This window comes from Paenibacillus sp. CFBP 13594, from assembly GCF_014842675.1.
GTDB lineage: Bacteria > Bacillota > Bacilli > Paenibacillales > Paenibacillaceae > Paenibacillus > Paenibacillus amylolyticus_B.
Map to the genome: position 1 here is coordinate 14,326 of NZ_JACYVQ010000010.1, position 24,098 is coordinate 38,423.

At 54.0% G+C, this 24,098-nt stretch carries 7 protein-coding genes; all 7 read left to right on the forward strand.

Features of this window, described 5'->3' with window-relative positions; all coding sequences use genetic code 11:
* Window positions 1-49: 49 nt before the first annotated feature.
* Window positions 50-1,333 carry a diaminobutyrate--2-oxoglutarate transaminase gene (gene ectB, locus IFU39_RS25905; RefSeq protein ID WP_192135687.1) on the forward strand — a complete coding sequence of 428 codons (1,284 nt, stop codon included), beginning with the start codon at window positions 50-52 and terminating at the stop codon, window positions 1,331-1,333.
* Between the two features lie 426 nt (window positions 1,334-1,759).
* Window positions 1,760-1,882 (forward strand): hypothetical protein, encoded by a 123-nt coding sequence (locus tag IFU39_RS33315; RefSeq protein WP_274599298.1) that lies wholly within the window; start codon window positions 1,760-1,762, stop codon window positions 1,880-1,882.
* Between the two features lie 11 nt (window positions 1,883-1,893).
* Window positions 1,894-2,016 carry a hypothetical protein gene (locus IFU39_RS33320; RefSeq protein WP_274599299.1) on the forward strand — a complete coding sequence of 41 codons (123 nt, stop codon included), beginning with the start codon at window positions 1,894-1,896 and terminating at the stop codon, window positions 2,014-2,016.
* Window positions 2,017-2,042: 26 nt separating this feature from the next.
* A complete protein-coding gene (locus tag IFU39_RS25910) occupies window positions 2,043-17,048 on the forward strand; it encodes a non-ribosomal peptide synthetase (RefSeq protein ID WP_192135688.1) in 15,006 nt (5,001 codons plus the stop codon).
* Window positions 17,049-17,215: 167 nt separating this feature from the next.
* The gene (locus tag IFU39_RS25915; protein WP_192135689.1) at window positions 17,216-20,527 is read left to right on the forward strand and encodes a non-ribosomal peptide synthetase; all 3,312 of its coding nucleotides are present in this window, start codon (window positions 17,216-17,218) and stop codon (window positions 20,525-20,527) included.
* Window positions 20,517-22,343 (forward strand): ABC transporter ATP-binding protein, encoded by a 1,827-nt coding sequence (locus IFU39_RS25920; protein WP_192135691.1) that lies wholly within the window; start codon window positions 20,517-20,519, stop codon window positions 22,341-22,343. Before IFU39_RS25915 ends, IFU39_RS25920 begins: the two co-directional genes overlap by 11 nt.
* Window positions 22,340-24,073 carry an ABC transporter ATP-binding protein gene (locus tag IFU39_RS25925; RefSeq protein WP_192135693.1) on the forward strand — a complete coding sequence of 578 codons (1,734 nt, stop codon included), beginning with the start codon at window positions 22,340-22,342 and terminating at the stop codon, window positions 24,071-24,073. The genes IFU39_RS25920 and IFU39_RS25925 overlap by 4 nt, the downstream gene beginning before the upstream one ends.
* The last annotated feature ends 25 nt before the right edge of the window (window positions 24,074-24,098 follow it).

A 24,098-nucleotide genomic window follows, 5' to 3' on the forward strand; every position in this document is an offset into this window, starting at 1 on the left:
TCAGAAAGATGGGCCAACCTTATCCCAATTCCGATGGAGGATGAAGTGAGTGAGCATTTTTGAAAAGCTGGAATCCAACGTAAGATCTTACTGCAGAAGCTTTCCGGTGGTATTCGACCGGGCCAAGGGAGACCTTTTATATTCTGAGGACGGAAGAGCATATATTGATTTCTTTGCAGGTGCCGGGGCACTGAATTACGGCCATAACAACGATTATATTAAAGACCGGGTTCTCGATTACTTGACCTCCGACCGGATTATGCACGGTCTGGATATGTATACAATGGCCAAGCGTGAATTCATCCAGAGCTTCTCGGAGCGGATCCTGGAGCCGAAGAAGCTGAATTACAAGCTTCAATTCTGCGGCCCAACAGGGACGAATGCGGTGGAAGCGGCCCTGAAGCTCGCACGCAAGGCGAAGAAGAGAAGTGGAATATTCGCATTCATGGGTGGCTTCCACGGCATGTCGCTCGGCAGTCTGTCGGCGACAAGCTCCAAGTCCATGAGAGCAGGGGCGGGGCTTCCTCTGGACGGAGTTACGTTCATGCCGCATCCGAGCGGGGCTTTCGCAGAAATGGATACGCTCGGCTATATCGAGAATATCCTGACTGATTCGCACTCCGGAATCGAGAAGCCGGCCGCAATCCTGCTTGAAACGGTACAAGCCGAAGGCGGAATTCACGTTGTCGACGCGCAGTGGCTACGCGAGCTGCAGCAGCTTTGCCGCAGGCACGATATTCTGCTCATTACAGACGAGATTCAAGTAGGGTGCGGCCGGACAGGCGAATTCTTCTCCTTCGAACGTGCGGGGATCGAGCCGGATCTCATTACCCTATCGAAGTCGATCAGCGGGTACGGCCTGCCAATGTCCCTGCTGCTGCTGAAGCCTGAACTGGATATCTGGACGCCGGGCGAGCACAACGGCACCTTCCGCGGCAACCAGCTGGCTTTTGTGGCCGCAAAGGCTGCTCTCGAGTTCCGGGACAGAACCGAACTGGAAGCTCAGGTGAAGCAGAAGGAAGAGTATGTGCGCTCGTTCCTTGATCAAGAAATCAAGCCTCTGCATCCATCCATCGCCATCCGCGGACTCGGCCTGATCTGGGGCATTGACGTCTCGGGGTTCATGGATGAAGCCGGGGCGAAGCGGGTGACGGATATCAGCTTCGAGAACGGGCTCATCATTGAAAGAGCCGGCAGAGGAGACTGTGTACTGAAGATCATGCCTCCGCTGACCGTCTCGATGGAGCATCTGACCGCCGGCTGCGCCATTATCAAGTCCAGTATGCAGCAGGTGATCTCTCAGGAGACCAAGGATATGTTAGTAACGACCTAAGCTTGGCCAAGCCGATGGGCCGCCCCCGGCAAGAGGCATGAAAGTGCATTCCGGAGGGCGTGCGGACTTGATGTTAAGGTAGCGCTTTCTCCTCATGCTACCTGCGGTAACGTCAATCAGCATGGAATTCTCCGGCAATCCAAGGGCAGTACCGTTCGTGCCATACGGAGCATTCCTTGAGTCTCATGCAGTACCCTCGTTAAATTTAATCGTCAGGAAAAGCTCACTACCCCGCAGTCGAATCTTTACTTATCCACACCAGGGCTGTGGGGGAATAAGCAAATCGTACATAGAGTGTATCAATACCCCTTAAACATAGGCTTCGTCAAAGGCAGCTCAGTTGCCAAATCAGGAGGTACGGTCGACTTCCTGCTGGCCGGCTGGAGAACCCTGCGGCAAGCCTTACATCGACAGGAGGAACATTCCTTGTCGTCTATCCCCAAATCCAATTCCGAATCCCATGTTAAACCAAATCCCGTCTTCGGGTGGCTCGTCCGCAGCAATCTTATTGAAACAGAGGAGACCGAAGTAACCGCATCTCTTGTGTAGAACGATGCTTGTTGTCCTTTACGCATTGGAGCCGAGCGGGACAGCTGGTAGGTAGAGGATTGCCACATGCGATCAACCGGGCAATTGAAGCGGTGACATTGCGCAAGCCATTGATGTTGTTGTCAGATGTTTGAGAAGGAGGGGAGCGTTGCTTCGGCATATGCTCTGCCGTATTGCTTTTACCGATGAAGAGAGGGGAACGATCCAGATGGCTTTTGAAAAAGAAACGTTGTTTTGGAACGAAAAATTCGGTAGTGACGATTATACCTTGACGCGGCTGCCTTACAGCAAAGCTCCAAACTCCCTGGTGCCCAATGTGAAAACCGTTGGCGGTTCGCTTTCGGAGGAAGCGGCGCAGCGCGTCTTTCAAATGAGCAAGGGTGCTCCGCTGGCTGCTTTTATGATTTTGCTCGCCGGTGTTCAGGCACTCTTGCATAAATATACTGGAGCTTCAGACATTCTGGTCGGCATGCCGGTTGTGCCGAAAAAGGGGGAGACGCGTCGATCCGTTAATCATACGGTCATTTTGAAAAACTCCCTTTCGGTGGGAGCAACTTTTAAAACGCTTCTGAGCGAACTGAGGACTTCCTTGCCGGAAGCCATTCAGCATCAACATATTCCGTTCTTGAAAATGACGGAGAAGCTGGATCTGCAATATGCAGAAGGGATACCCTTTGTCCATACGCTAGTATCCCTTAAGGAGCTGCATCTGGACGAAATTGGGCAAAACGTGGTCACGGACTGTTCGTTTGAATTCAGTTTAGCCGGCGGGACGATACAGCTAGCGCTGTCATATAACGAGCACTTATATGACTCCGAGTTCATGACTCGGGTCGTCGGCCATCTGAATCGCCTGCTGTCCGTGGGGCTTCATGAGCTGGAGCTGAACATCGTGCGAGCGGACATGCTGTCGGAGGACGAAAAATTTAAATTACTGCAAAGCTTTAACGATACCGAGAAGGACTATCCTCGTGATCGGACGATTCATCAGCTTGTGGAGGAGCAAGCGAAGCGTGTGCCCGAGGCGACGGCGGTGTTCTTTGAGGGGCAGCGTCTTTCATACGCAGAGTTGAACGAACGGGCGAACCAGCTGGCGCGTACGCTACGATCGGTCGGCGTGCTGCCTAATCAGTTGGTAGGCTTGATGGTCAGGAGATCGCTGGAGACGGTCATTGGCATTCTGGCGGTTCTGAAAGCTGGCGGTGCCTACGTGCCGATCGACCCGGAGTACCCGGAAGAACGTATCCGCTACATTCTGGAGAACTCGAACGCGCAGCTGCTGCTGACTCAAAAAGAGCTCTTACAGCAAGTCCCGTTCGAAGGGACCGTATTGGCGCTAGATGATAAACAAGCCTATAGCGACGATGGCTCGAACCTGGAGGCGGCCAGTGGTCCAAACGATCTTGCTTATGTCATTTATACGTCAGGTACAACGGGGAAACCCAAAGGGGTTATGCTGGAGCATCGTGGTTTGGTCAGCTTGAAGCTGATGTTCGCAGACAGGCTGGGCATCACGGAGCAAGACCGGATCGTTCAATTTGCGAGCTTGTCCTTCGACGCATCCTGCTGGGAAGTGTTCAAAGCACTCTATTTTGGCGCGGCTTTGTACATCCCGACGGCCGAGACAATTCTCGACACTCGTCTGTTCGAGAGTTATATGAACGAGCATGCGATTACGGCGGCGATTCTGCCTCCGACGTATAGCGCTCATTTGAACCCGGATCGTCTTCCCAGCTTAACAAAGCTTGTAACGGGAGGTTCAGCGGTATCGGCCGAATTCGTGCAGCAGTGGAAAGCGAAGGTCCATTATTTCAATGCTTACGGCCCTACCGAAGCTTCGATTGTTACGACGCTTTGGGATGCGGATGAGCAACAGCCGGAACGCAGAGTCATTCCGATTGGGCGCCCGCTGGCTAATCATCAAATTTTTATTTTGGATGCCCACCTGCAACTTGTGCCTCCGGGAGTGGACGGCGAGCTGTGCGTGGCAGGCGTGGGGCTTGCGAGAGGTTACCTGAACCAACCGGAGCTGACGGCAGAGAAGTTTGTGGAACATCCGTTTGTGCCGGGAGAACGCCTTTACCGGACAGGAGATCTCGCCCGCTGGCTGCCGGACGGAAATATGGAGTACTTGGGCCGGATCGACCATCAGGTGAAAATCCGTGGATTCCGAATCGAGGTCGGTGAGATTGAAGAGCAACTTCTGAAGATCGACTCCGTGCAGGAGACGATTGTAATCGCGCGGGAAGGCAAAAGCGGGCAAGAACTGTGCGCTTACCTGGTCGCGAGTCTCCCTCTTACGCTCGGCGAGCTGAGAAGCGCGCTGGCGCAAAAATTGCCGAATTACATGATTCCGGCGCATTTTGTTCAGCTTCCGCGGATGCCGCTCACGCCGAACGACAAAATCGATCGTAAGGCTTTGCCTGCCCCGGAAGGAAACGCACTGACCGGCGGCGCGTACGTAGCTCCCCGCAATGAAACTGAGCGAACGCTTGCTGATGTGTGGCAGGCGGTATTGAACGCCGATCGTGTTGGGGTAACGGATCATTTCTTTGAGTTGGGCGGAGACTCGATCAAGTCCATTCAAGTATCTTCGCGGCTTCATCAAGCCGGGTACAAGCTGGAAATCCGGGATTTGTTCAAATATCCGACGATTTCACAGCTCAGCCTGTATGTGAAACCGATCAGACGTACCATCGATCAAGGCGAAATAACGGGTGAAACGGCGTTGACGCCGATTCAGCATTGGTTTTTCGAGAGTTCATTTGCGGACCCGCATCATTTCAACCAGTCGGTGATGTTTTACCGGAAGGAACGCTTCAACGAAGAGACAGTGTATAAGGTGCTTCAAAAGCTGGTCGATCATCATGACGCCTTGCGCATGGTGTTCTGTAAGACGGAACAAGGGTTTAGTGCGTTAACCCGAGCGATTCAGGATGGTGGGCTGTTCACGCTGGACGTGTTCGACTTTAAGGATGCGGAGAATCCCACGCAGGCTGTGGAAGCGAAGGCAACGGACATTCAAGCAGGCATCGATCTGGAGAACGGGCCCCTCATGAAGGCGGGACTGTTCCAGTGCCAGGATGGAAATCATTTGCTGCTCGCGGTTCATCATGCCGTGGTAGACGGCGTGTCTTGGCGCATTTTGATGGAGGATTTCGCTCTAGGTTACGAGCAGACTGGCAAAAGCGAGGAAATTCGTTTCCCGGCGAAAACAGATGCGTACCGCACTTGGTCCGAGCAGCTGGCTGCTTACGCGCAAAGCCCGGAGATGGCAAAGGAACGGGCCTATTGGCAGGCCGTGGAACAAATGGAGGTTCTGGCCGTGCCAAAGGATATGGAGGCGGACGTTACGACGCAGCAGGACAGCGAATCGCTGTTTGTCCGTTTGACTCCCGATGAAACGGAACTGCTACTGAAGCGGGTTCACCGTGCCTACAACACCGAAATGAATGATATTTTCGTAACGGCGCTCGGAATAGCCTTACGCAAATGGGCGGGGCAGGAACGGTTGCGGATCAATCTTGAAGGACACGGACGTGAATCGATCGGAACGGATATCGACATCACGCGTACAGTTGGCTGGTTTACGACCAAGTTTCCGGTCGTCCTGGAGCCGGAAACCGACCGAAATTTGGCATATCAGATTAAACAGGTCAAGGAAAACTTGCGCCGTATTCCGAACAAGGGGCTAGGGTACGGCATATGTCGCTATCTCTCGAAATCGGAGGATGGCTTAGTTTGGGGCGCAGAGCCGGAAATAAATTTTAACTACCTCGGCCAGTTCGACGATGATGTCAACCAGGACGAGATCGGCATATCTTCTTATTCCAGCGGCAGCCCGGCTAGCGACCGGCAGGCCCGCAGCTTTGTGCTGGATATCAACGGTATGGTGCTGGACGGCGCTTTATCGCTCGATCTCAGCTACAGCCGGAAGCAGTATCGCAAGGAAACGATGGAAGCCCTCGCTCAGCGGCTTGAGCAAAGTCTCCGAGACCTCATTATCCACTGTGCAGGCAAAGAAACCACTGAATTGACGCCGAGCGACGTGCAATTCAAAGGCTTGACCATTGCAGAATTGGAGAAAATCGCCCAGCGCTCGGGCCATCTCGGGGAAATCGAAAATATTTACTCACTTACGCCGATGCAGAAGGGTATGTGGTTCCACAGCGCGCTTGACCGGCAAACGGCAGCTTATTTTGAACAGACGCGGTTTACGATGCGGGGAGCACTCGACGTCCAGCTTTTTGAGAGGAGTTGGATGGAACTTGCGAAACGTCATCTGGTGCTGCGGGCGAATTTTGTGAAAGGACCGGCGGGCGAGCCGCTGCAAATCATATACCGCGACAAGCCAGTCGGTTTTGAATATGAAGAGCTGCTTCATTTGCAGGTGGACGAAAAACAAGCTTACTTGGATAAAAAGGCCGAGGAGGACAAGCTTCGCGGCTTCGATATGGAACATGACGCGCTCGTTCGGTTCACGATCCTGCACACCGAAGAGCAAAGCTATCATGTACTGTGGAGTTTCCAACATATTTTGATGGATGGCTGGTGCCTGGCTCAGCTGACGCAGGAGCTGTTTGAGGCATACTCGGCCTTGGCATCCGGCGAGCAGTCAGCGGGAGATAAAGGATCGGATTATGGCGCCTATATCGAATGGTTGGAGAGACAGGACGATCAGGCGGCATCAGCCTATTGGATGGCATTCCTGGCAGGTTATGAAGGGCAAACTGTAATCCCGGGACAAAAGGAACTGGCACCCAACGGCAGATTTACGGCTGATCACGTCACCGCCGAGCTGGGAAAGGACTTGAGCGAGCGGATGGACCGGGTGGCGAAACAGCGCCTGGTTACGGTCAATACACTGCTGCAAGCTATTTGGGGCGTGATGCTGCAAAAATATAACGGAACAAACGATGCCGTATTCGGCAGCGTCGTAGCCGGAAGACCGGCGGAAATTCCGGGCATTGAGTCCATGATCGGGCTGTTCATCAATACGGTGCCGGTCCGGGTAACGAGCGAAGCGGACACCGTGTTCGCCGACCTGATGGCGAAGCTTCAAGAGCGGGCGCTGGAGTCCGGGCGTTATGATTACTATCCGCTGTATGAAATTCAGGCCCGCAGCGTGCAAAAGCAGAACCTGATCAACCATATCATCGCTTTTGAGAACTATCCGGTGGATGAGCAGATGGAGCAGGCGGGGGACCAGCAGCACGGCGACCTGACGATTGCTGATGTTCAGATGGAGGAGCAGACAAACTATAACTTCAACGTCACCGTGGTGCCGGGAGACGAGATTGAAATTCGGTTCGACTTTAACGCCGAAGTGTTTGATAAAGATAGTATTGAGCGGCTCAAGGGGCATCTCGTTCATTTGCTGGAGCAGGTGGCGGATAACCCGGAAATTACCGTGGGCGAGCTGGAACTTGTGACGGAGGCGGAAAAGGCTGACCTTCTCGGACGTTTTAACGACACCACAACGGAATTTCCGCGCGGGAAAACGCTCATTCAATTGTTCGAAGAGCAGGCGGAGCGCATCCCGAATGCAGCTGCCATCTCCTTGAATGGGCAAGAGCTGACCTACCGCGAGCTGAACGAACGCGTTAACCGCCTTGCTCGTACCTTGCGTAGCCACGGGATATCCAAAGACCGTCTGGTCGCCATTATGGCTGAGCGTTCCATCGAAATGGTGGTGGGAATGCTGGCGGCACACAAAGCCGGTTCGGCTTACGTACCGATTGACCCGGAATATCCCGAGGAGCGTATCCGTTTCTTGATCGAGGATTCGGGTGCGCAGGTCATGCTGACGCAAAGTCGATTGCGCGAGCGCCTGGCGGGTTCTTACTCCGTGATTTTACTGGATGACGAGTCCTTCTATCACGAGGACCGCACAAATCTAAATCCGGGCAACGAAGCGACAGATCTGGCTTGCATCATCTATACGTCAGGCACGACGGGCAAGCCCAAAGGCAACCTTGTTTCGCACCGCAATATCGTGCGGATCGTGCGAAATACGAATTATATCGACATCACTGAGCGGGATCATGTCCTCCAGCTTTCGAGCTATTCGTTCGACGGAGCGATTTTTGATATTTTCGGCGCTTTGACCAACGGGGCACGGCTGGTGCTGGTTCCCCACGAGACTTTGCTGGAGATCGGCCAGCTGGCGGATCACATCCAGCGCGAGCGAATTTCGGTCATGCTGATTACGACAGCTTTCTTCAACGTCCTTGTGGATGTGAACGTCGACTGCCTGCGGGATGTCCGGGCGATTTTGTTCGGAGGAGAGCGCGTGTCGGTCGGCCATGTGCGTAAAGCGCTCGCTCATATCGGACCGGGCAGGCTCAACCACCTGTACGGCCCATCGGAAAGCACGGTTTATACCACGTACCTTCCAGTCGACTTTGTCGATGAGTCCGCGGTTACCGTACCCATCGGACGGCCGATCAGCAATACGACGGTGTATATCGTCGACAGCCAGAATAAACTTCTGCCGATCGGCGTGGCCGGGGAGCTTTGCGTCGGTGGAGAAGGGTTGGTACGGGGCTACAATAACCGACCGGAGCTGACGGCGGATAAATTTGTGGACCATCCGTTTGTGCCAGGAGAGCGCATGTACCGGACAGGGGATTTGGCGAAATGGCTACCGGACGGCACGATTGAATACGTGGGGCGTACGGATGACCAAGTGAAAATCCGCGGCTTCCGTATTGAGTTGGGCGAGATCGAAGCTCAGCTTCAGAAAGTGGAGGGAATTCGGAAAACGACGGTATTCGCACGGGAAAACGCCTCCAGCGAGAAGCAACTTTGCGCCTATTATGAAGCGGACCGCGAGCTTCCGGCGGCCGAGCTGAAGAGCGTTCTTTCCCGGGAACTTCCTGCCTATATGATCCCGGCGTACCTGATCCAGTTGGAACGGCTTCCACTGACAACGAACGGCAAGGTTGACCGCCGCTCCCTCCCGGCACCTGAGGAGAGCTTGCAACCGGGCGAAGGACATACTCTGCCTCGGACTCCGTTGGAAGCCAGCTTGGCTGAAATATGGAAAAGCGTGCTTGGATTGGAGCACATCGGGGTTCATGACAACTTTTTTGACTTGGGTGGCCATTCCTTGCGCGCAACGACACTGGTGAGCAAGGTGCATCAGGAGTTGAACGTCGAACTGCCTCTGCGCGACGTATTCCGCTACTCAACGATCGAAGAGATGGCTCTCGCACTCTCCCGGACTGAAGAGCAGTTGTTCTCGTCGATTCCGCTGGCAGATGAAAGAGCGTATTATCCACTTTCCTCAGCTCAGAAGCGGCTGTTTATCCTGAATCAGCTGGAAGGAGCCGATCAGAGCTACAACATGCCGGGTGTGCTGTTGCTCGAAGGATCGATTGACCATAGCTTGTTGGAGAAAGCTTTCTGCGGACTGATCGAACGTCATGAAACGTTGCGAACCGGATTTGAGATCGTGCAAGGCGAAGCGGTACAGCGTATTTACGAGGGCGTTGATTTTGCCGTCGTGTGTCGACATGCGAACGAGGAAGAAGCGTCTGCAGTCGTGCAGGCATTTATCCGGCCTTTCGACTTGGCGAAGCCACCATTGCTGCGTGCCGAACTCGTAGAGCTGGCAACCGAACGTTATTTACTGATGTTTGACATGCACCATATCATCTCTGACGGGGTTTCGATGGACGTATTCGTTGAGGAACTCGTTCGTTTGTACGGAGGTGAGTCATTAGAGCCTTTGCACATTCAGTACAAGGACTATGCGGTATGGCAGCAATCGTACGAGCAAAAAGTGCAATTGAAACGCGAGGAAGCTTACTGGCTGGACCGTTACCGGGGCGAGTTGCCGGTTCTGGAAATGCCGACGGACTATCCGCGTCCTGCTGTACAGAGCTATGAGGGACATACGCTGACATCCTTCGTGGACGAGGCAACGAACGAAGGCTTGAAACAGCTGGCCGCTCAAAGAGGAACGACGCTATATATGGTGTTGCTTGCCGCATATACCGTGCTTTTGCATAAATACACAGGTCAGGATGATTTGATCGTTGGAACGTCGATTGCAGGCAGAACGCACGGCGACATGCAGCCTTTGATCGGAATGTTCGTCAACACGCTGGCGATCCGCAATTATCCGGCTTCGGAGAAGGCCTTCCTGTCGTATTTGGAAGAAGTGAAAGAAACGACATTAGGCGCTTACGAGCATCAGAATTATCCGTTCGAAGAACTCGTCGATAAAGTGCAGGTTAGCCGGGATTTGAGTCGCAACCCGCTGTTTGACACGATGTTCTCCCTGCAAAACCTGGAGGAGTCAGAGTTTGAGCTGGAAGGCCTAAAATTGTCCCCGTACTCTAGCGAATATGGTATGGCCAAGTTCGACCTGAGTGTGGATGTTACGGAAGAAAATGGCGGACTGGAGTGCAACTTTGAATTTGCAACGGCTCTTTATAAAGAAAGCACGATCCGGCGGCTGTCGATTCATTTTGGACATTTGCTTGCGGCGATCGTAAGCCATCCGAATGCAAAGATCGCTGAGCTGAACATGTTGACGGAAGATGAAAAAGAGAAAATTCTCGGCGCGTTTCACCCGGCGCAATCGGAAGTGGCTCCTGTGGCAGCGTTCCACCGACTGTTCGAGGAACAGGCGGAACGGACACCGGAAGCGGAGGCCATCGTATACGAGAACGATCGGCTGACGTATGCGGAGCTGAACGAGCGGGCCAATCGATTGGCGGCAACGCTGCGCGCAAGTGGAATCGGCCGGGAGGAGATTGTTGGCATTCTCGCCGAGCGTTCGGTGGACCTGCTGGTGGCTGTGCTGGCCGTCTGGAAAGCGGGCGGGGCGTATGTACCGCTCGACCCGGATTATCCGGCAGACCGGGTGCGGTTCATGCTTGAAGACAGCCGAGCGAAGGTACTGCTGACGCAAACGCCGCTGCGAGAGCGTGCTGAAGCCTGGCTCAGCGAAGAGGAACTTGCACTGGTGACGGTGCTGTATCTCGACGACGAAACGTCATACAGCAAAGACCGGGAGAATGCACCGCTTGGCTCCAGCGTGGTTTCCGGTAAAGTCTCCGGCGAGCTGTCGGGTGCTGTGAACGACGGAGATGAGAGCCATTCGAAGGTTGTGGGCATGGACAGCTGCTATGAAGCCTGTCCGGAGGACTTGGCGTATGTGATCTATACGTCGGGAACGACGGGTAAGCCAAAGGGTGTAATGATCGAGCACCGCAGCCTGGTAAACACGGCAGCGGGCTACCGACGGGAATACCGGTTGGATCAGTTCCCGGTAAGGCTGCTGCAGCTCGCCAGCTTTTCGTTTGACGTGTTCGTGGGCGACATTGCGCGGACGTTATACAACGGCGGTACCATGGTCATTGTACCGAAGGACGACCGGGTCGATCCGTCTCGTCTGCACTACTGGATAGAGCGGGAGCAAGTGACGATCTTTGAATCAACACCGGCACTGATCGTGCCGTTCATGGAGCATGTGCATGAGCAGGGGCTAGAGTTAAGTGGTATGGAGCTGTTGATTACAAGCTCAGACAGTTGCAGTGTGGCGGAATACCGAACCTTACAGGAACGGTTTGGTTCGTCGTTCCGCATTATCAACGCCTACGGCGTGACAGAAGCGGCGATCGACTCCAGTTTCTATGACGAGGAGTTGGCGAAGCTGCCGCAAACAGGGCATGTGCCGATTGGCAAAGCGTGGTTAAATGCGAAGTTTTACATCGTGGATGCGCACCTGAACCCGGTGCCGGTCGGGGTGCTGGGGGAGCTGGTCATCGGCGGCGTTGGCGTAGCACGTGGGTACTTGAACCGTCCGGAGCTGACGGAAGAGAAGTTCGTAGATAGTCCGTTTGTCGCGGGCGAGCGGCTGTACCGCACAGGAGACTTGGCGCGGTGGATGGAGGACGGAAACGTGGACTTCATCGGCCGGATCGACAACCAGGCAAAAATCCGGGGTTACCGAATCGAGACGGGTGAGATCGAGTCGCAACTGCTGCGGGTGAAAGGTGTGCGCGAAGCGGTGGTGCTGGTTCGAAGTGATGCGAACGGGCAGAAGGCGCTGTGTGCGTATTATACGCCGGAGACCGGCGGCGCGGAGCTGTTAGTGAACGATCTGCGCAGTGCGCTGGCGCAGGAGCTGCCAGGTTACATGATCCCGTCGTACTTCGTACAGCTGGAGCGTCTGCCTCTGACACCGAACGGGAAAATAGACCGGAAGGCGCTGCCAGCGCCGGAAGGAGAAGCGGGAAGTGGAACGCAGTACGTCGCACCGCGCAATGAGCTGGAAATGAAGCTGGTGGTGATTTGGCAGGAAGTGCTTGGGCTTACGAAGGAGATTGGTGTTCACGACAACTTCTTCGACATCGGTGGCCACTCCTTGCGCGCGACAACTTTGGTCAGCAAGATTCATAAAGACTTGAACGTGGATCTGCCACTGCGCGATGTGTTCCGCCATTCCACGATCGAGAGCATGGCTGCCGCCATTTCTCGGCTGGATCAGCAGACATTCGTTGCCATTCCAGTGGCGGATGGCCGAGAGGTGTACCCGCAATCTTTTGCTCAAAAACGTCTCTTTATCTTGAATCAGCTGGAAGGTGCGGAGCTTAGCTACAACATGCCGGAAGCGATGCTGCTGGAGGGTGCTTTGGACCGGGCAAGGTTCGCAGAAACGTTCCGCAAGCTCGTGGCGCGGCATGAAATGTTGCGCACCGGGTTCGAAATGGTGGATGGCGAAGCATCACAGCGGGTTTACCAGGACGTGAATTTTGCGGTGGAGTTCTATCAAGTGGATGAGCAAGAGGTCGAAGCGGTGGTTCACGGTTTCGTCCGTCCGTTTGACTTGGCTAAGCCACCGCTGTTGAGAGTAGGCCTTGTTGAGCTGGCTCCGGAACGCCATATTCTGATGTACGACATGCATCATATTATTTCTGACGGCGTTTCGATGGAAATCTTTGTTGAAGAATTCGTGCGTTTGTATGGTGGAGAGCAATTGGAGCCGCTACGCATTCAGTACAAAGACTACACCGTTTGGCAGCATTCGCAGGAGCAGCAGGAACGGCTTCAGCATCAGGGGGCGTATTGGCTGGACATGTTCCAGGGCGAGCTTCCGGTGCTGGAAATGCCGACTGACTATCCACGTCCGGCTGTACAGAGCTATGAAGGTCAAACGCTGGAGTTTTTCTTCGACGCTTCAAAAACCGACGGCCTGAAACAGCTGGCTTCGGAAACGGGCACGACATTATTTATGGTTCTGCTTGCGGCGTATAACGTGCTTTTGCACAAATATTCAGGTCAGGAAGACGTGATCGTTGGAACGCCGATTGCCGGAAGGAATCATGGAGATGTGCAGCCGTTGATCGGGATTTTCCTAAACACGTTGGCGATCCGCAGTTATCCGGCTTCGGAGAAAACATTCCTGTCATACCTGAACGAAGTCAAAGAAACAACTCTGCACGCCTTTGAGCATCAAAACTATCCGTTTGAACAATTGGTGGACAAGGTGCAAGTCACCCGTGATTTAAGCCGTAATCCACTCTTCGACACGATGTTTACGATGCAAAATACGGAGAATGAGCAATTTGAGCTGGAAGGGCTTCGCCTGATTCCTTATCCGAGCGTACTGGATACTGCGAAGTTTGATATCAGCTTGGATGTGGGCGAGGAGAACGGCGGGTTGGATTACAGCTTCGAATATGCAACGGCTCTTTATAAAAGGGAGACGATTGAACGGCTGGCAAAACATTACGAGCAGTTGCTCGTGACAATTGTAAACCGTCCAGATGCGAAGATTGCCGAGCTGAACTTGCTGACAGCAGAGGAAAAAGAACAAGTTCTCAGTGCGTTTAATCCAGCGCGGCTAGAACCGGCTCCTGTGGCGGCGTTCCACCGGTTGTTCGAGGAACAGGCGGAACGCACACCGGAAACGGAAGCCGTCGTGTATGAAAATAACCGCCTAACGTATGTGGAGCTGAACGAGCGAGCGAACCGCTTGGCGGCTACGCTGCGCACAAGCGGCATCGGCAGGGAGTCCATCGTTGGCATTCTCGCTGAGCGTTCGGTCGATTTGCTGGTGGCTGTACTAGCCGTATGGAAAACGGGCGGGGCCTATGTACCGCTCGACCCGGATTATCCAGCAGAGCGGGTGCGATTTATGCTCGAAGACAGCGGAGCGAAGGTACTGCTGACACAAACACTGCTGCGAGAGCGTGCCGAAGCCTGGCTCGGCGAAGAGGAAATAGCACTGGAGACGGTGCTGTATCTCGATGACGAAACATCATACAGCGAAGATCGGGTAAATGCCCCGATGGACTTCGGCCAAGGCTCCAGCAGTGCTCCCAATCCAGTCAACGGCAAGCTAACGGGGGCTGTGAACGGTGGTGGAGAGAATCATCCAAATGATGTTGATGTTGTCGGTATGGACAGGTTCCATGAAGCTCTTCCTGAGGATCTAGCGTATGTGATCTACACGTCAGGGACAACAGGCAAGCCGAAGGGCGTGATGATCGAGCATCGCAGTCTGGTGAACACGGCAGCGGGTTACCGACGGGAATACCGATTGGATCAGTTCCCGGTACGGCTGTTACAACTCGCTAGTTTCTCGTTTGACGTGTTCGTGGGTGATATCGCGCGGACGCTGTACAACGGAGGGACCATGGTCATTGTACCGAAGGACGACCGGATCGATCCGTCTCGTCTACACTACTGGATAGAGCGGGAGCATGTGTCAATCTTTGAATCAACACCAGCACTGATCGTGCCGTTCATGGAGCATGTGCATGAGCAGGGGCTGGAGTTAAGCGGTATGGAGCTGTTGATTACAAGCTCGGACAGTTGCAGTGTGGCGGATTACCGAACCTTACAGGAACGGTTTGGCTCGTTGTTCCGCATCATCAACGCCTACGGCGTGACGGAAGCGGCAATTGACTCCAGTTTCTATGACGAGCAGTTGGCGAAGCTGCCGCAGACAGGCCATGTGCCGATTGGCAAAGCGCGGCTGAATGCGAAATTCTACATTGTGGATGCGCACTTGAACCCGGTGCCGGTCGGGGTGCTGGGCGAGCTGGTCATCGGCGGCGTTGGGGTAGCACGTGGGTACTTGAACCGCCCAGAGCTAACGGAAGAGAAGTTTGTAGACAGCCCTTTCACCGCGGGCGAGCGGCTGTACCGCACAGGAGACTTGGCACGGTGGATGGAAGACGGCAACGTGGACTTCATCGGCCGAATCGACAACCAGGCAAAAATCCGGGGTTACCGGATCGAGACGGGTGAGATCGAGTCACAGCTGTTGCGGGTGGAAGGTGTGCGCGAAGCGGTGGTGCTGGTTCGAAGTGACGCGAACGGGCAGAAGGAGTTGTGTGCGTATTACACGCCGGATATCGGTGCGGAACTGTTGGTGAACGATCTGCGCAGTGCGCTGGTGCAGGATCTGCCGGGGTACATGATCCCGTCGTACTTCGTGGAGATGGAACGCCTGCCTCTGACGCCGAACGGGAAAATAGACCGGAAGGCGCTGCCAGCGCCGGAAGGGGAAGCGGGAAGTGGAATGGAGTATGTCGCACCGCGCAATGAGCTGGAAATGAAGCTGGCGGTGATTTGGCAGGAGGTGCTGGGGCTTACGAAGGAGATTGGCGTTTACGACAACTTCTTCGACATCGGCGGCCATTCTCTGCGAGCGACGACGCTGGCAGGCAAGGTATTTAAGGAATTAAACGTCAACCTCCCGCTGCGCGACGTATTCCGTCACTCGACGATTGCGGCGATGGCCGAGGCGATTGCCCGGATGGAACGGCGGGAGCATGAGTCCATTCCTCAAGCGGAGCAGAGAGAGTACTACCCTCTGTCCTCCGCGCAGAAACGGCTGTTCATTCAGCATACGCTGGATGGAGCGGATCAGCTTTACAACATGCCGGAACTGGTGCAGGTTGAAGGCAAGTTTGATTTAGACCGCTTGGAAGCCGCATTGCGGAAACTGATAACAAGGCATGAATCGCTGCGTACCGGTTTTGAAATGGTGAAGGGCGAAGCGGTTCAGCGGATTTACCCGCAGGTCGATTTTGCTATTGAGCATCATCAAGCGGATCCAGAGGATGCAGCTCAAGTCGAGCAGATTGTCCGCAACTTCGTTCGTCCGTTTGATCTCGGCAAGCCGCCGCTGCTGCGCGCCGGAGTCATCGAACTGGAGCCGAACCGGTATATTCTCCTTTTCGATATGCACCATATTGTGTCGGACGGTGTATCGATGGCGATTGTAATGGATGAGTTCTCGAGTTTATACGCCGGGGAAGAACTGCCGCCACTACGCATTCAATATAAGGATTATGCCGTTTGGCAGCAGTCGGAGGTTCACCGAGAGCGGATCGCGCGGCAGGAAGCGTACTGGCTGCAAACCTTCGAAGGCGATCTGCCGACGGGGGATCTGCCGATGGACTACGAACGTTCTACAGTTCGCAACTACGAAGGCGCGCATCTGGATTTCGACGTCGAAGCTTCTCTCTCTGTGCGGCTGCGTGAATTGGCGGCCGAGCGTGAAAGCACGCTGTACATGGTACTGCTTGCGGCATATACTGTGCTGCTGTCCAAGTACAGCGGGCAGGAAGACTTAATTGTGGGCACCCCGGTGGCAGGAAGAACTAACGCTGATTTGGAGCCGGTCATCGGCATGTTCGTTAATACACTGGCGCTCCGCAATCGCCCGTCGGGCAACAAAACGTTCCTGTCCTACCTGGAAGAAGTCAAGGAAACGGCTCTGGGAGCTTTTGAGAATCAGGATTATCCATTCGAAGAGCTCGTGGAGCGTTTGAATGTGAAGCGGGAGCCGGGCCGCTTCCCACTGTTCGATGCCGTTTTCGACTTGCAAAATATCGAAGAACGAGACGCCGAACTTGAAGGGGTCAGCCTGAAGAATTATGAGCTTGACCATTTGGAGGAAGCAAAGTTTGATTTGACGCTGTTTATGTATGAAAACGAAGGGGCGCTGAGCGGGGGCTTTTTCTACGCCACCAAGCTGTTCAAAGAAACGATGATCCGTACATTAACGGAGGATTACCTGCGGGTACTTTCTCAAATTGCGGAAAATCCACAACTTGAGCTAAGTCGGATTGAATGTCATAAACCGGCGGCAGGCGCAAAGAGTGCCGTCGATACGATCGAATTCGCGTTCTAATATTACAAGCGCGCTTCCGCCGTCAAGCGAAAGTGGTGCGCATCCCATGGAAGACGGCGAACAACTTGCAAGTCCGTAAATCAAGCCCGTAAACGCGCAGGCCGAAAGCAAGTTTTTTCGGATCTGCGCCGGGGCATACGGTCACTTCATTTTTAGGGGAGGTACGAATGAAATCTTTATTTGAAAAGGAAGAACGGTACTGGAGCAGCAAGTTTGACGACGATGACAGCCTGAGCTTCCTTCCCTACAGTCAATCCTCCAAATTATCTGCGGGTGGCGAAGCTGCGGCAGAGCCGGGCTTGCTTCACCGTACCCTGCCGAGTGAGCTCTCGGAGAGAATTATTCGCCTCGCCAATGGTTCGGATCTGGCTTTGTACATGATTGTTTTGGCAGGAGTAAAAAGCCTGCTGTTCAAATATACCGGGCAGGATCAAGTACTGGTCGGCATGCCTTCTTATAGCGGGAACCCGGACGTGACTCAGCCGCCGCATGACATCCTGGTGATCAAAACGCCCGTAAGCAACCAGACTACGCTGAAAACGCTGCTCGGGGACATCAAAGCCTCCATCGGCGGGGCGCTGGAGCATCAGCATCTGCCTTTTCGGAAAATGGTGGAGCCGCTCCATCTGGACTATACAGGGGAAGGCGTTCCAGTCGTCAACACTGTTGCATCCTTCGCCCCGATTCATCCTGAACCGCTGGGTAACCGGGTGGCGGCCGATACGGTTTTTCGATTCGACCGCCAAAACGACTCTATCGAGCTGGAAATAAGCTTTGACGGGAATCGATACGAGCGGGCATTTGTGGAACAGGCGGCCGACCACCTTGTTCGGTTTCTGTCCATGCTTGTATTTCAGCCGGATTTGGAGCTTGGACAAGCCGATGTGCTTTCCCCGGACGAGAGGGAGACGTTGCTGAATCGATTTAATGATACCGAAACCGGGTTTGAGCGGGGGAAAACGATTCACGGTTTGTTTGAAGAACAGGTGGAGCTTTACCCGGACAATGTGGCTGTTGTCATGAACGAACGGCAGCTGACCTACCGCGAGCTTAACGAGCGATCCAACCGTCTTGCGCGCAAGCTGAGGGAGGCGGGAGTTGAAGCGGACCAGCTAGTAGCGATTCTGGCCGAACGCTCACTCAATATGGTTGTCGGCATACTGGCGATTCTCAAATCGGGCGGAGCCTACGTGCCTGTCGATCCCGACTACCCGGAGGAGCGCATCCGCTTCATGATCGAGGATTCGGGTGCGCCGTTATTGCTGATTCAAAAGCATTTGCATGAGAAGACCGACTTCGCAGGAACGCGCCTTGAAATAGATGATTTCGTTTGGGGAGGAGACAGTGGGGCGGACTCGGAAGGTGCGCTGGACGCTTCGAATCTGGAGCCAATTTCCGGGTCGGGGAACCTGGCATATGTCATCTACACGTCGGGAACGACCGGCAAACCAAAAGGCACGTTGATCGAGCATAAAAACGTTGTGCGTCTTTTGTTTAACGACAAGAACTTGTTCGACTTCGGGCGGTTCGACACGTGGACGCTGTTCCACTCGTTCTGCTTCGATTTCTCCGTCTGGGAAATGTACGGAGCGCTGCTTTATGGAGGCAAGCTGGTCATCGTACCGCCGCTCACGGCGAAAAATCCGGCCGATTTCCTGGCGCTGCTGGGCCGCGAACAGGTCACGATTTTGAACCAGACGCCAACGTACTTTTATCAGCTGCTGCGTAAGGTCTTGGCGGATCATCCATACGATCTGCGGATTCGCAACGTCATTTTTGGCGGCGAAGCGCTCAGTCCACTTTTACTCAAGGGTTTCAAGACAAAGTACCCGGAGACAAAGCTGATCAATATGTACGGCATTACCGAAACGACGGTTCACGTGACGTATAAGGAAATTACGTGGGTCGAAATGGAGGCGGCGAAGAGCAATATCGGCAAGCCGATCCCAACGCTGAGGGTTTACGTCCTGGATGAAAACCGTCGCCCAGTGCCGATTGGCGTAGCGGGCGAAATGTACGTAGCCGGGGAAGGGCTGGCGAGAGGATACCTGAACCGTCCGGATCTGACGGCGGAGAAGTTCGTTGATTCCCCGTTTGCGGAGGGGGAGAAACTGTACCGCTCAGGCGACTTGGCGGCCTGGTTGCCGGACGGCAACATCGAATACCTGGGCCGAATTGACCATCAGGTCAAAATTCGCGGGTACCGGATCGAGCTGGACGAAATCGAGACGCAGCTTCTGAACGCCCGGGGTGTGGAAGAAGCGGTTGTACTCGCCCGGGACGACGCGAACGGCCATAAGCAACTTGTTGCTTATTACGTCGCGGAAACAAAGCTGGCGGCGAATGAACTCAAGGAGCAGCTCGCCAAGCAGCTTCCGGGGTATATGATTCCTGCGCATCTTGTGCAGCTTTCGCAGATGCCGCTGACCGCGAACGGAAAAATCGACCGCAAAGCGCTGCCAGTGCCGGAGGAAGCTGCGGCCAGAGGAGCGAAATATGTTGCGCCGAGAACGCTGCTCGAGATGAAGATCGTCCGTGTCTGGCAGGATACACTTGGCATTCCACAGGTCGGCGTAAAGGATAATTTTTTTGAGCTGGGCGGCAATTCCTTAAGTCTGATGAGGCTTGTTCAAGCCGTTTACGATGAAACGGGCATCGAGATACCGCTGAATCGCCAATTCCATAGTGTAACCGTTGAAGCCATGGCTTTTGGAGAGGAGGATCTGGGTCTGGATAAAGGGGGAGACTCCTTCATTAAGCTGAATAAAACAGGGGATCTAAACGTGTTCTGCTTCCCTCCAGGCAGCGGCTTCGGCATTGGTTACCGAGAGCTTGCAAGCAGGCTAGACGGCCGATTCGTGCTTTACGGCATTGATTTTATCGACGATGTCATCGATTACGAGGCCATGCTGAACCGTTATGTGGATGAGATTGTTCGCATCCAGCCGGAAGGACCTTACGTGCTACTGGGCTACTGCTTCGGAGGCAACCTGACGTTTGAGGTAGCCAAAACGATGGAAAGAAGAGGGTATTCCGTAACGGACGTGCTCATGGTGGACTCGTGGATTAAGGACACACTCACGCCTTATGAAACGTTTGAGAAAGAGCTTGAAGAAATGCTTGCGGATTTCGACGAAGAAGAGAAGGAATTAATGAGCAATTCGCTCGTGCGGGAGCGTGTTTATCGGAAGATCAAAGCTACTTTGACGTACGAATCGCAGCTTATTAATTCAGGAACGATAACTGCCCGGATTTACGAACTGATTGCGAAGGACAGCGAAGCGTTCCGCCTGGAGCACCAGTTGCCGTCCTGGCAGAGGGCAACGACGCAAGCTTACGCCGATTACCGGCTGGAGGGCGCACACGAGGAGTTACTGGAACTCGCGCGCGTGGACGAAACGGCCGTTGTCATCCGTGACATCTTAGTGCAAATTAAGCGGCAGATCGAAGCGGAGGCCGGGGTCCTGCATGGGAACTGACCGGCAGACGTTTGTTCAAGAACAAGGCACAGCTGCGCCTTCCAAGCGTCGAACTGCATATGCCACCTGGAAAGCGTTCCGCTGGCTGATGTCCTATGTAAGCCGTCACAAAGGATGGATGATCGTCGGTATCCTGTCTGCAATTGCCGCCGCGGTTATTGAGATATGGACGGGACGTTTGGTCGAGCAGCTGACCACACAGGCCGAGAATGGGGCGGGGCCAATCGTTCTGCAAATCGTATACACGGTCTTTGTGGTCATCTTGATCGGTGTGCCAGCGAAGTTTTTCATGAGCTTTGGTGTGGAGCGAAGCAGTGCCTCTGCGGTGCAGGATATCCGCAACCATGTCATGCGTCATATCGGCAAACTTCCGGTCCCCTATTTGGAAAAACAACACTCCGGCGACGTGTTGTCGCGGATCAACAACGATCTGCAGCTCATCCAGCAATTTATGATTCGGGACCTCGCCCAGTGGTTTTATCATCCGTTATTGTTTATCGGCTGTTTCGCTTATTTGATGTATCTCCAATGGGAGCTGATGCTGTACAGCCTGCTGTTATTTCCCATAGCACTGCTGGTTTCCCAATGGATCGGCAAGCAGTTGGAACAGTTGACGGAGGAAGCCCAGGCGAACATGGGCCGAATGAACGTCAACCTCCAGGATACACTTGGAGGGATGCCTATTGTAAAAAGCTACCTATTATCCGGTATGTTATCTCGCTCCTACCAAGTGTTGCTGCAATTGACGGCTCAAAAAAAGCTAGCCGTGAAAAAGCGGGAAGCTTGGGTCAACCCGCTGCTTTCTACGCTGATGATCAGCCCGATCATTTTCGCCGTCAGTTACGGTAGCTATTTGATCTACAACGGGCAGCTAGGCGCGGGAGAACTGATTGCCTTCCTGTACTTGCTTAATCTGTGTCTGGAGCCGCTGGAGCATATTCCCGAGCTCATTACGCGCACGTTCGAAATGAGCGGTGCCCTGAGAAGGGTCTCCGAAATCGTCGAGCAGCCGACCGAAACGGAAAATGGCCGTTTGCTTCCAAAAGCAAACGCCGCCCCCATCCAGTTTCAGAACGTAACCTTCGGGTATGAAGAGAGTTCCCCGATTCTGCGGAATGTTAGCTTCTCGGTGCCGGAAGGCAAGACGATTGCGCTTGTCGGAGCGAGCGGCGGAGGGAAGAGTACGGTGTTTAAGCTGGTATGCGGCTTTTATCCGCTTCCGGAGGATCAGGGCGAGATCCGCGTGTTTGGAAGCCTGATCCACGGTGCAGATCCGGAGCAGCTTCGGTCGCATTTTTCCGTGGTAACCCAAGATTCATATTTGTTTAGCGGTACAATCGCCGAAAATATCGGCTATGGGCGGGAAGAAGCGTCGATGGACGAGATTATCGAAGCCGCCAAAGCCGCTCAGGCTCATTCTTTCATTATGCAGCTTGAGGGTGGCTACCAGACGTATGTCGGAGAGCGCGGCGGCTTTTTGTCCGGTGGGCAACGCCAGCGCATTGCAATGGCCCGGGCTTTTCTGAAAGATGCTCCCGTTCTGCTGCTGGACGAGCCCACATCGGCTCTTGATCCGGAGTCGGAAAGCGCGGTTCAGGAAGCGCTGGGCATATTGATGAAGCAGAGAACGACCATGGTTATTGCCCACCGGCTTTCTACGGTACAAAACGCCGATGAAATCTGGGTTATGGAACAAGGAAATATTGTCGAAAAGGGCACTCATGAACAATTGCTCGAGAGGAAGGGACTGTACGCCCAGTCGTACTACCAGGAATTTACCGAGTCTGCCGAACGCAGGGAGGTGTCGTACACATGAAAAAGGGCGGAAGGCTATCGCAAGTGAAAGAACTCGGCTACTTGCTGACGTTTATGAACCGCAAGCGCAAAACCCAGTACGCGATTGGCCTTGCTGTAACGGCGCTCACCCAGACATTGTTTCTGATCGCCTTCAGCTTGGTCGTACATAACTTGGTTGATTTCGCCGTGTCCAGAGATACGTCCCTGATGGTGGAAGCTTTTATTATTTTGGGCGCGGCCTTGTTCCTGGAAAATATAATTTCTCCCTGGTTCATTTACTTATACCAGCGCAGTGTCGAGCTGACTGTGCTGAATATCCGCAAACGTCTTTATGACAAGCTGTGCCGGGTGCGGCCGAGATTCCTGGAGCAGACGCACCATGGGGACTTGCTGTCGCGGGTGAATAACGACGTAACGACCGTTGAGTTTACTTTCTCGCAGGTTTACTTCGTTTTGCTGCTTCAAGTTGTCTTTTGCATCGGCTCCATTGTCTCCATGGTGGTGATCGATTGGCGGTTTGCTGGCGTATCCTTCGTCATTCTGCTGCTGTCCTCTCTGGTCAGCTTGAAATTTGCACGGGATATCCGCGCTTTGTCCGAACAAGGCTTGCAAACGCTCGGTAAAATGACCGAAAAATTCAAAGATTTTATGGGCGGCATTCAAATTGTGAAGCTGTTCCGCATCCGCACGATTTACGGCCAGTACGAGGCGTTGAACGAACAAATGACGCAAACGCTTCGGCAAACGGCGAAAAAGAACGGTATGCAGGCTGCGGTGAACCATTTTATCAGCTACGTCACGTTCTGCGGCATCATCGTCATCGGCAGTCTTCTTTATGCCTACGGAATGATGGGAATGGGAAGCGTCGCCGCTCTGGCAGTTTTGCAAGTGAATCTGACGCACGCCTTGTTGAACTTGGGGATGGTTCTGTCGATGACCCAAAATTCGCTCGCGGGTGCTCACCGGATTCAAGAGGTACTAGGCGAGGAAGAGGAACCGGAGCGTCTGGGATCTTCTCGTAGCGAGCTTGTATCGGAGGCTGCGGTGGAGTTTCGCGATGTGGAATTTTCCTATCAGGCGGATAAAAAGGTACTTGTGGACATGTCCATGCAAGTGTTTCCTGGTCAGGTTGCTGCGATCGTAGGAGCAAGCGGCAGCGGCAAAAGTACACTGATCAAGCTGTTGCTCGGCTTTTATCCTGTGGATAGCGGAGATATCCTGCTCCAGGGCAAACCGTTCGGCCATTATACGCTGGACGAAATCCGCAGGCAGATTGCATATGTTCCGCAGGAGCCGTTTTTGTTTACCGGCACGATTGAGGAAAACATCCGCTATGGAAACCCGGGTGCAACGGATGAAGAAGTGGTTGAAGCGGCCAAAGCGGCGTACGCTCACCATTTCATTCAGGAACTTCCTGAACAGTATAAAACGCCGGTGGGAGAGAGGGGAGCGTCGTTGTCAGGCGGACAAAGGCAGCGAATTGCGATCGCCCGGGCGATTCTCAAAAATGCTCCGATTCTCCTGCTGGACGAAGCGACTTCTGCATTGGATAACGAATCCCAGCATTGGGTACAGCAAGCTCTGAACGTATTGATGAAGGGACGCACCACCATTTTGATTGCGCATCGTCTCAGCACTGTGGAAAATGCGGATTTGATTACGGTCATGAATCAAGGAACGGTCGTGGAACGGGGCCGCCATCAGGACCTGCTGGCGCTCGGAGGTTATTACGCACGGCTGTACGGATAGACCCGCTTTACGGCGGGCGGTTTCC

Excerpts from the sequence above, each read along its gene's own strand:
- IFU39_RS25910 (WP_192135688.1), top strand. The coding sequence starts at position 2,043 with ATGCTCTGCCGTATTGCTTTTACCGATGAAGAGAGGGGAACGATCCAG.
- IFU39_RS25915 (WP_192135689.1), top strand. The coding sequence starts at position 17,216 with ATGAAATCTTTATTTGAAAAGGAAGAACGGTACTGGAGCAGCAAGTTT.
- IFU39_RS25920 (WP_192135691.1), top strand. The coding sequence starts at position 20,517 with ATGGGAACTGACCGGCAGACGTTTGTTCAAGAACAAGGCACAGCTGCG.
- IFU39_RS25925 (WP_192135693.1), top strand. The coding sequence starts at position 22,340 with ATGAAAAAGGGCGGAAGGCTATCGCAAGTGAAAGAACTCGGCTACTTG.